This is a genomic window from Acinetobacter uliginosus (genome assembly GCF_044130295.1).
Lineage (GTDB): Bacteria > Pseudomonadota > Gammaproteobacteria > Pseudomonadales > Moraxellaceae > Acinetobacter.
Map to the genome: position 1 here is coordinate 1 of NZ_JBIQOC010000046.1, position 9,696 is coordinate 9,696.

Annotated in this window: 8 protein-coding genes, 1 pseudogene and 1 riboswitch; of the genes and pseudogenes, 6 read left to right on the forward strand and 3 right to left on the reverse strand. The window is 43.4% G+C overall.

Features of this window, described 5'->3' with window-relative positions; genetic code table 11:
• From ACE01T_RS09870 to abuO, 3 genes and pseudogenes are all read right to left on the reverse strand, one after another.
• Nucleotides 1-413: pseudogene (locus ACE01T_RS09870) on the reverse strand (transposase family protein); the annotation flags it as partial.
• A gap of 294 nt (nt 414-707) precedes the next feature.
• Nucleotides 708-1,424, reverse strand: a complete 717-nt coding sequence (phoU, locus tag ACE01T_RS09875) for a phosphate signaling complex protein PhoU (protein ID WP_086195193.1) — start codon at nt 1,422-1,424, stop codon at nt 708-710.
• A gap of 94 nt (nt 1,425-1,518) precedes the next feature.
• On the reverse strand, nt 1,519-2,871 hold the full coding sequence (gene abuO, locus ACE01T_RS09880; protein WP_086195192.1) for a multidrug efflux outer membrane protein AbuO: 1,353 nt from the start codon (nt 2,869-2,871) through the stop codon (nt 1,519-1,521).
• A gap of 270 nt (nt 2,872-3,141) precedes the next feature.
• Here abuO and ACE01T_RS09885 point away from each other — a divergent pair, with 270 nt between their 5' ends.
• The 6 genes from ACE01T_RS09885 (at nt 3,142) to gluQRS (ending at nt 9,603) form a co-directional block, all read left to right on the forward strand.
• Nucleotides 3,142-4,209, forward strand: coding sequence for a hypothetical protein (locus ACE01T_RS09885; RefSeq protein ID WP_395519194.1), 1,068 nt, complete (start codon nt 3,142-3,144; stop codon nt 4,207-4,209).
• Between the two features lie 89 nt (nt 4,210-4,298).
• A riboswitch (TPP riboswitch) is annotated at nt 4,299-4,431 on the forward strand.
• Between the two features lie 108 nt (nt 4,432-4,539).
• Complete coding sequence (gene thiC / locus ACE01T_RS09890; protein ID WP_086195420.1) at nt 4,540-6,423, forward strand: phosphomethylpyrimidine synthase ThiC; 1,884 nt, start codon at nt 4,540-4,542, stop codon at nt 6,421-6,423.
• A gap of 77 nt (nt 6,424-6,500) precedes the next feature.
• Nucleotides 6,501-7,121, forward strand: coding sequence for an NUDIX domain-containing protein (locus ACE01T_RS09895; protein WP_180042622.1), 621 nt, complete (start codon nt 6,501-6,503; stop codon nt 7,119-7,121).
• A gap of 10 nt (nt 7,122-7,131) precedes the next feature.
• A complete protein-coding gene (gene cpdA / locus ACE01T_RS09900; protein WP_180176195.1) occupies nt 7,132-7,941 on the forward strand; it encodes a 3',5'-cyclic-AMP phosphodiesterase in 810 nt (269 codons plus the stop codon).
• Nucleotides 7,942-8,150: 209 nt separating this feature from the next.
• The gene (gene dksA / locus ACE01T_RS09905; protein ID WP_086174133.1) at nt 8,151-8,678 is read left to right on the forward strand and encodes an RNA polymerase-binding protein DksA; all 528 of its coding nucleotides are present in this window, start codon (nt 8,151-8,153) and stop codon (nt 8,676-8,678) included.
• 4 nt (nt 8,679-8,682) lie between these two features.
• Nucleotides 8,683-9,603, forward strand: coding sequence for a tRNA glutamyl-Q(34) synthetase GluQRS (gene gluQRS / locus ACE01T_RS09910; protein ID WP_395519193.1), 921 nt, complete (start codon nt 8,683-8,685; stop codon nt 9,601-9,603).
• Nucleotides 9,604-9,696: the final 93 nt, after the last annotated feature.

Consider the following 9,696-nt stretch of genomic DNA (forward strand, 5'->3'; position numbering starts at 1 on the left):
TAATATCCTCCAAAGCATGGTGGCCTCTAGGAATTCTTTTGTTTTTACAAACAGGTAAAGGTGTTGAGTCAATCCATAGATATTGACATGCTTGTCCTTTGCTTAAAGCACGGTGTAGTGCATGAATCACAAGCTGATGTTGGTTAATCAGGCTGAGCATATTTTTATAGCAAGGCAAAGACTTAAATAATTTACTCTCAAATTGATAAAGCAATTGGAAAAATGTTTTAAAATTATTTACTTGCGATGTTTTATAACAAATTGCAATCGTCACAATTTCAGAGAGGGATAAATAAGGTTGCTAATCGAATTCGTTTACGCTTATTTTCCTGCTTGAGAAATTGCCAATAGATAGGTTCAAATTTCTTAAAAAAATCATCAATAACACAGAAGATTTCTGTAAAATCAAACATGGTGGTTAGAGTCTTTGGTTTGTGTAGTAACTTTCTAAATGGCTCTAACCATCTTTTTTTCAAGCGGTTTTCTTATCCGTAATTCGGGTTATATATTTTGTGTACTTTTTTGATAAATAAGTCACACTTTTTGATACAATTTATATCACTTATCTCAAATTGTTAATTTTTATATATTCGGGAAAATAGAAGCTTTTATATTAGCCGCTCTATTAAATCGGCCACCTGATAAATAAATTTTTAAAATTTAAAAAGCCTGCAAATTGCAGGCTTTTTATTTAATTATTAGAATAATTAACGTTGAACTTTCTGTTCAATCTCTTCGACACTGGTATGACGAACATCTAGCCCTTTGACCATATAAATCACCTGTTCGGAAATATTACGGGCATGGTCGCCAATCCGCTCCAAAGAACGCAACACCCACATTACATTGATGACCCGTGAAATATGACGTGGATCTTCAATCATATAAGTCATTAAGGTACGGGTCGCAGACTGGTATTCACGGTCAATATCGGCATCGGCAAGCAATACTCGTAAAGCCTGATCAACATCCAGACGTGCAAAGGCATCCAGCGCATCATGAATCATTACACGAACCTGATTACCAATGTGACGGGTTTCCATATAGCCACGTGGCGAACTGCCCTCTTCACATAAATTTTGTGCAATGCGGGCAATTTTTGCCGCTTCATCGCCAATACGTTCCAGGTCGGTATTGGCCTTTGACATGGCAATCACCATACGTAAATCAATCGCAGCAGGATGACGGCGTGCCAGAATCAGGGTCAAGGCTTCATCAATCTCGGTTTCCATACGATTGACTACATTATCCTGAAATTGCACTTCAATCGCTAAAGCGGCATCAGTGTCTAACAGGGCATGAATACTGTTGGCCACTTGCTGCTCGACCAAGCCCCCCATGGTCATAAACTTGGTATTTACATCTTGCAAATCTTCATTAAATTGCGAAGAAATATGGTGATTTAACACCGGATTGTTTGGCAAGGGACGTACTCCACAACAGCGATTTTAAAATGAATGATCTTGTTTAATATTAAAGCATACCTACTATGAAGTTTTTATGACAAAAACTGCAAGATTAGCTGACTGGCTTGAACGACTTGTCAACCAGCCAGGTATTCATTTCTTCAAGGTCTTTTTCGGTCAATTTACCGACCGATGCTTTTAAACGCAGCACATTAATCAAATAATCATATTTTGCATTTAAATAATCCTGTTTGGCAGAAAAAGCGTTGCGTTGTGCCAGCAGCACATCGACCATGGTTTTTAGACCTTCCTGATATTGTGCTTTAGAGGCTTGGGAAACCACTTCCGAAGAGTCCATTGCGGCTTTTCGTGCCTGTAATTTGGCTTGATCAGTTTCTACCTGCATATAAGATTTTTTCACATCGGTACTGGCTTTGCGAATTGTAGCCTCCAGCTGGGATTCGCTTTTCTTCACATTTACCGTGGCTTTTTGAATGGATTTTTGCGTTCTGCCCCCGGTATAAACATTCCAGTTCATCTCTACGCCAATCTGGTCAAACTGGCCATCACTGGATACCACATTTTGCGGGGACTGCTTGATATATCCATACGTCCCTACTGCCTCAATTTGTGGATATAAGGCAGCTTTTTCTACCCGTTTCTGGTCTTCTGCATAACGCTGCTGGATACGTGCCTGCTGAACAGAGAGATTCTGACTCAGTGCCAGCGCTGTCCAGGCATCCAGATCAGCAGGATAAGGCTTTTGAAATTGAAAATCGTCTCGGAGTACGGCCAAATTTTCTTGATAAGGCCCGATTAACTGGGTCAGCTGTTCCTGTGCCAAAACCAGTTGTACATGCGTGGCAATCCGGTTGGCCCGGGCACTTTGATATTGCGCATTGGCCTCACTGACATCGCTTTTTGCTACCAGTCCTTCTTTTAATTTGGCATTCATCACATTCAGCTGTTCAAACAGGGCTTTTTCTTCCTGCAGATTGGCTAGGGTTAAACTCTGCTGACGCAATATATTAAAATAACTTTCCGAGACGTTTAAAATGTGTTCCTGGCGCTGTAATTGTAAAGTGATTTCACTCAGATTAACGGAAGTTTTGATCTGCTTTAAACCTTCCCAGGCATCCCAGCGAAATAGTGGCTGACGAGCAGTAATGGCAATTTGTCGAGTAGTAGACGGGGAAGCCGTAAATGCATCTGCCGGAAAACCCGGAATACTGCTATCACTGCTCTGCTGGCTTTTACGCATCACATTTCCAGAAACAGTCACCGTTGGCAATAAATTCCCTTTGGCAATACCCAGATTGAGTTGATCTGCTTCATACTGTAAAAGATTGGCTTGCCAGTTGGGATCGCTGTTTTTCGCCCGTTGATAGGCTTGCACCAAATCCAGAGCATGACTCCATGGACTGAACAGCAACACACATGCACCAATGACTATTTTAATATCCATTTTTTATCGTAAATCCCGACCTGCGACCATCCATAGACATGCATATTTATAATAAAAGCTATGCAATATTAAAATGATCTGCTCAATTTTCCGTATGATTTTTATTAATTTTTGCCATCTGCTCAGCTGTTATTCATCAACCTCCACATGACTGCTCCATCATCACAGCACGTAACCAAAATCCTTCACAACACTACACAGACAAAGACTTTTTCAGTTATACAATACCCGCATACCCTGCAAATCATTGCCGCATGTACCCGATATAGAATGACTGTGCCGTTAAAAACAAAATTTTCTGTTAAGCAATACTTCCCTTTGTTTATTTTTATCCTTCTCATCGGGTGTCAAAAACCCGAACCTCAACCTATTCAAGAACCGGTACAAAAACAATCACAACAAGATGAAACGGTAGATTTAAACCTATTATGCAAAAATCTTGAGAAAAACATGCTGGCCATTAATGCGGAACGCACCACTTTTGCCCTGGAACAGATTAATCAGGATCTCAAGTTATGCTTGCCGCTGTCTACCTTAGCAGAACAACAACATTTATTAAAACTGTCCAATCAAATGTACAACAACTTCCTTAGCGTGGATAGAACAGCGCCACAGCAAGTTGCTTTCGAAGAGTATGCTTTTGATTTATCGCAGCATCCGACCATTCAACAAAACCGTTTTGAACAACTGACGTTACGTGATCAATATTTATTAAAACATAAAGGGCAAGCTTATATAGAGCTGTATGATCGCGGTAAAGGCCAGATCAATTATCGCCGTAGCCCCGAATATTTAGCCAGAATTTTTGCGCCTTATATGCCGCAAGCCGAACAGGTCTTTATCGAAAATCTGGCGGCACAAAATACGCTGCCGGTATTTTCAGAGCATATCTTGATGATTGAACCGCATGAAATTGTGACCCGGGCTTTATTCTGGGAAGAATATTTAAATCAATACCCGAAAAGTAGCTATCGTAAAGATGCGGAATATCTTTTACAGATGTATAGCCTGTTTTTATTTAAAGGCATGCATGATTCGCCGGTCTCGGATACTTACCTGGATAAATATGCAGTACAAAGCAGTTCAATGGATGAAATTGAAAAATTAGCCCAGGTCAAAAACTCGCATTTAGCCGTTCAAGCGAGCAAATTCCTGCAATTTCTACAGTTATCCGAACAGCAGCGCTTACAAGAAATTCCTGTTCAGCTTAGCCTTAAAGAACAACTGTCGATGTCTGAAAAACAGCTCGCACTCAGACAGTTAGATGAATATTTGGGTTTACAAAATCTGAGCCTTTCCAACCCGCGTGACTGTTTTAGTGATGCCGTTTGTGTTTAAGCTGCCTGTCTGTCTCCGATCTGGACGCCAGCCGAAAAGCGATGTTTTATGTGAATGTTTTTTAGTACATGGACATGGTAGTATTGATTCATAGCTTGACGGAGCGCGAGTAACAACTCGCTGAGATCGCCTAAATTCTATATGCAAATATGGCATTTGAGGGTGAGTACCGTTGAACCTGATCAGGTTAAGACCTGCGTAGGAATCAAGCCATCAAAAAACCTAAGCCTTCAATTGATTTGTGTTGATTTTAAAATCATTCAATCAGATCAATCTGCCACGTTTTTGGTCGTGCTTGATTCGTTGATGTCATTCACAAGGATCATTACCATGGACCAATTAACGAATCGCTCTGCAACAGATATTTCCGCTCAGCATGAGCAAGATGCCAAAGATCTCACCCGAATTTTACCCGCTTCCAGAAAAGTCTACATTCAAGGTTCGCGGAGTGACATTCAGGTGCCTATGCGTGAAATTTCCCTGACCGAGACCCCAACCGGTCTGGGTGGAGAACACAATCCGGCCATTATGGTCTATGACACTTCAGGCGTTTATACCGACCCGAACGTGGCCATTGACCTGAATAAAGGTTTGCCCAATGTGCGTGAAACATGGATTGAGGAACGTCAGGATACGGAACGTTTAGAGACGCTGAGCTCTGCTTTTGGACAGGAACGTCTGAAAGATATTCGTACGGCAGAAATCCGTTTCGCCCATATTCAAAAGCCGCGCCGTGCCAAAGCGGGTAAAAATGTGACCCAGATGCACTATGCACGTCAGGGCATCATTACTCCTGAAATGGAATATATCGCCATTCGTGAAAACCAGCGCCAGCAGGAAGGTGTTGATGCACGCCAGCATGCCGGTCAAAACTTCGGGGCCAAAAACCTGACCGAAATTACCCCTGAATTCGTGCGTCAGGAAGTAGCCGAAGGCCGTGCCATTATTCCGGCCAATATTAACCATCCTGAAATTGAACCGATGATCATCGGACGTAATTTCCTGGTCAAGATCAATGCCAATATCGGCAACTCCGCACTCGGTTCCAGCATTGATGAAGAAGTAGCGAAAATGACCTGGGCCACCCGCTGGGGTGCTGACACCATTATGGATTTGTCGACCGGCAAAAATATTCATGAAACCCGTGAATGGATTATCCGCAACTCTCCTGTTCCAATTGGGACGGTTCCTATTTATCAGGCACTGGAAAAAGTTGATGGTGTTGCCGAAGACCTGACCTGGGAAATCTTTAAAGACACCCTGATTGAACAGGCAGAACAAGGCGTGGACTATTTCACCATTCATGCCGGCGTGCTTTTAAGATATGTGCCGCTGACGGCTAACCGCTTAACCGGAATTGTTTCTCGCGGCGGTTCCATCATGGCACAGTGGTGTCTGGCGCATCATCAGGAAAACTTCCTGTATACGCATTTTGATGAGATCTGCGAGATCATGAAGGCCTATGATGTATCCTTTAGTCTGGGGGATGGCTTACGTCCAGGCTGTATTCAGGATGCCAATGACGAAGCGCAGTTTAGTGAACTGCGTACCTTGGGGGAACTGACCCATCGTGCCTGGGAGCATGATGTACAGGTGATGATTGAAGGTCCGGGGCATGTACCGATGCACATGGTCAAAGAGAATATGGACTTGCAACTGGAAGTCTGTAAAGAAGCGCCTTTCTATACCCTAGGGCCTTTAACCACCGATATCGCTCCCGGTTATGACCATATTACCTCGGCAATTGGCGCTGCCATGATTGGCTGGTACGGTACCGCCATGCTGTGCTATGTCACGCCAAAAGAGCATTTGGGCTTACCGAACAAGAAAGATGTCAAAGACGGTATCATCACCTATAAAATTGCAGCCCATGCCGCCGATCTGGCCAAAGGCCATCCGGGTTCGCAAGTGCGTGATAATGCCCTATCCAAAGCGCGTTTCGAATTCCGCTGGGAAGATCAGTTCAATTTGAGTCTGGACCCGGATACGGCACGTAGCATGCATGATGAAACCATGCCGAAGGAAGCGCACAAATCTGCGCATTTCTGTTCCATGTGTGGTCCTAAATTCTGTTCCATGAAAATCACTCAAAATGTGAGGGATTATGCGAAAAATCAAACTAACGAGGGACAGGATACAGAGATTGAAGCAGGTTTGAATGCCATGAAAACCAGCTATCATGAACATGGTCAAAAATTGTACCACAAGCTGTAATTCTTAAAAAAAAATCTTTTATTTTCATAAAATTCTCAGTTAGGATGAATGTATGCTTTTCATCCTGACTGAGCTATATGAACATTATTAAACAAGCCACATATAACAACGACCAAGTCAAAATTCAGTCGCGTGAATATCTTTTCCGTGGCTTCATTCAGGTTGAAAAAGTCAATCTCTGTCATCGTTTATTTAACCAGAGCAAATTCACTCCGGTCATGCAGCGTGAACTGATTCACCGCCCTGAAGCTGCCGGTGTACTGATTTATGATGATACCCAGCAAAAATTTGCCTTGATTGAACAGTTCCGTGTCGGTGCAATGGATGATCCAGAATCCCCCTGGCAACTGGAAGTGATTGCCGGTGTACTCGATGGTGATGAATCGCCGGAAAGCTGTATACGTCGTGAGAGCATGGAAGAATCTGGCTGCGAGATTGACCAGTTACAGCATTTATTCAGCTTTTATCCTTCGGCTGGGGCCTGTTCTGAACTGTTTCATTTATATAGTGCCCAGGCGCATCTTCCTGAACACGGCGGAGTGTTTGGCATGCCGGATGAAGGGGAAAATATTCAGCTGCATATCATTGATTATATTGAAATCACTACCTTATTGAGTAATGGCCGATTAAGGAATGCGCCAGTCATTATGGCCTTGCAATGGTTGCAACAACATATTAAAACAACAAGGAATGTCTAGGGAGTCGGACATGACTTTATACCAACCCAATGAAGACCAGCAAGACTGGACCATTATCCAGATTTCAGACACACATTTGATGGATCAGGACGATCTGGAATTTGTAGAGATGAATCCGGAACAGAGCTTTCATGGTGTGATGCAACAGATTCAGCAGCAATATCCGAGTACCGATGCCATTATTCATACTGGGGATCTGGCGCAAGTACCGGTCAAACAGACGTATACACGTTATTTATCTTATATGCAGAATCTTGGTATTCCCTTTTATCAAATTCCAGGCAATCATGATGATATTGATCTGTTCCCTTTCTATCAGCATAAAAATCAGGTACACGCCATTCATTTTGGCAGATGGAGCGTGCTGCTGCTAAACACAGCCGTAGGCGGCAGAATAGATGGCCGGATTGAACCAGAGCAATTACAACAGCTAGATCAGCTACTGGCAGAACTGCAACAGCAATTTGTGATCGTGGCATGTCATCATCATCCCTTTGCCATGCAATCAAAATGGATCGATCAACATAAACTGAAAAACCCTGAAAATTTGACCGCTGTTTTAGCCAGGCACAGTCATGTCAAAGCGGTTATTTTTGGTCACGTACATCAGGATTCGTGTCATAAATGGCAGCACATCCGGTTTTTCTCAACTCCGTCGACCTGTGTCCAGTTCAAACCTTTCAGTGAAAATTTTGCCCTGGATGACCAGGCCCCGGGGTTTCGTGTCCTGCATCTGAAAGCCAATGGTGAGCTTGAAACCCGAATTCAGCGTGTCCAAACAGTACGGCAACAAATTAATAGCGAAATTTCAGGTTACTAACTTTTCATTTTGCTTTTTTTCTATTACTTTATGGCTTCCGAAGGAAGCATGATCGATAGAATCCAAGCATCAAAGACTATCAAAAAGCACAAAAAGTCTATATGATGACGACCCTCGAAGGAGAATCTCCTTAGGGTTGGATAAAAACACTTGCATATCACCATATTTTTTGCGTATAGATAATACGCATATGATGAGGAATGCCCTATATGGCGAATGACAACCAAAATCAAGTCTTGGACGAACAAACTGATGTGGTAGATGAAAAATCTACCAAACGCGTGCGTAAAACAAAGCCAAAAGCGTCAGAAAGTGGTTCTACTGCTAGCTTATTTGGTATTGCACCTTATCAGCCTAAAAAAAATGAAGAATACATGTCTGAAGGACAGCTTGAGCATTTCCGCCAGATTTTATTGGCGTGGAAAGCGGAGCTCATGTCTGAAGTAGACCGCACCCTCAACACCATGCAAGACGAAAATACCGCTTTGCCTGATGTGAATGACCGTGCCACACAAGAAGAAGAGTTTGCGATTGAACTCCGTACCCGCGACCGTGAACGCAAGCTGATTCGCAAGATTGAGCAATCCATCGAAGCGATTAAAAACGACGATTACGGTTTCTGTGAAACCTGTGGTATTGAAATTGGTCTGCGTCGTCTTGAAGCACGTCCAACCGCTACCCTTTGTATTGACTGCAAAACCTTGGCAGAAATCAAAGAGAAGCAAAATAACGGTTAATACTGTGTTAAGTAATCCCTCCCTGACCCTCCCTTTAAAAAAGGGAGGGAAAGCTGAAGAGAATTACGTGGGTCGGTTTGCGCCATCGCCAACCGGCCCTTTGCATTTTGGCTCGCTTATTACAGCGGTGGCCAGTTATTGTGATGCACGTGCCCATCAGGGGCAATGGCTGGTTCGGATTGAAGATACCGACATGCCACGTATATATCCCGGTAGTGAAGAACATATCCTGCGTTCAATTGCAGCGTTCCAGTTTGAACCCGATACCGAAATCATTTTCCAGAAAGACCGCCTAGAGCTGTATGAACAGGTCATTGAACAGCTGCATCAGCAAGGCTGGGTCTATGCCTGCCAGTGCACCCGTAAAATGCTCGGCTCCAATCATATTTATGCCGGAACCTGCCGGGATTTGAATCTGCCTTTTGATCAACAAGCCATCCGTGTCAAAGTACCAGATCAACAGATCTGCTTCACAGATCGCCTGCAAGGAACACATTGTTCCAACCTGCAACAGGATCTGGGCGATTTTGTGCTGAAGCGCCGTGATGGCATTATCAATTATCAGCTCGCCGTAGTGGTTGATGATTATCTGCAAGGAGTCACCCACGTAGTTCGCGGTGCCGACCTGCTGGACAATACCGAACGGCAAATCTGGCTCGGTTCGCTGCTCGGTTATCCGCAACTTGAATATATGCACCTGCCGCTCGCGATGAATGATCAGGGACAAAAGCTCTCTAAACAGAACCTGGCTCAAGCACTCGATCTCAAGCGTGCTCCTGAATTATTACAGCAAGCCATTCGTGCTTTGCATCAGCCCGAAGTTGCTTTAGACACCCCAGCACATATGCTCAAGCAAGCCATAGCGCAGTGGAATACAGACTGCATTCCGCATACAACTGAGCTACACGGCAGCTATTTAACCTGAGTTCGATATAAAAAAAGAGTAGAAAAAAAGCCCTGTTTTTGTAACATATTGGTTCTCAAGACAAAATGTTATAAAACAAGGCTTCTCAATGGA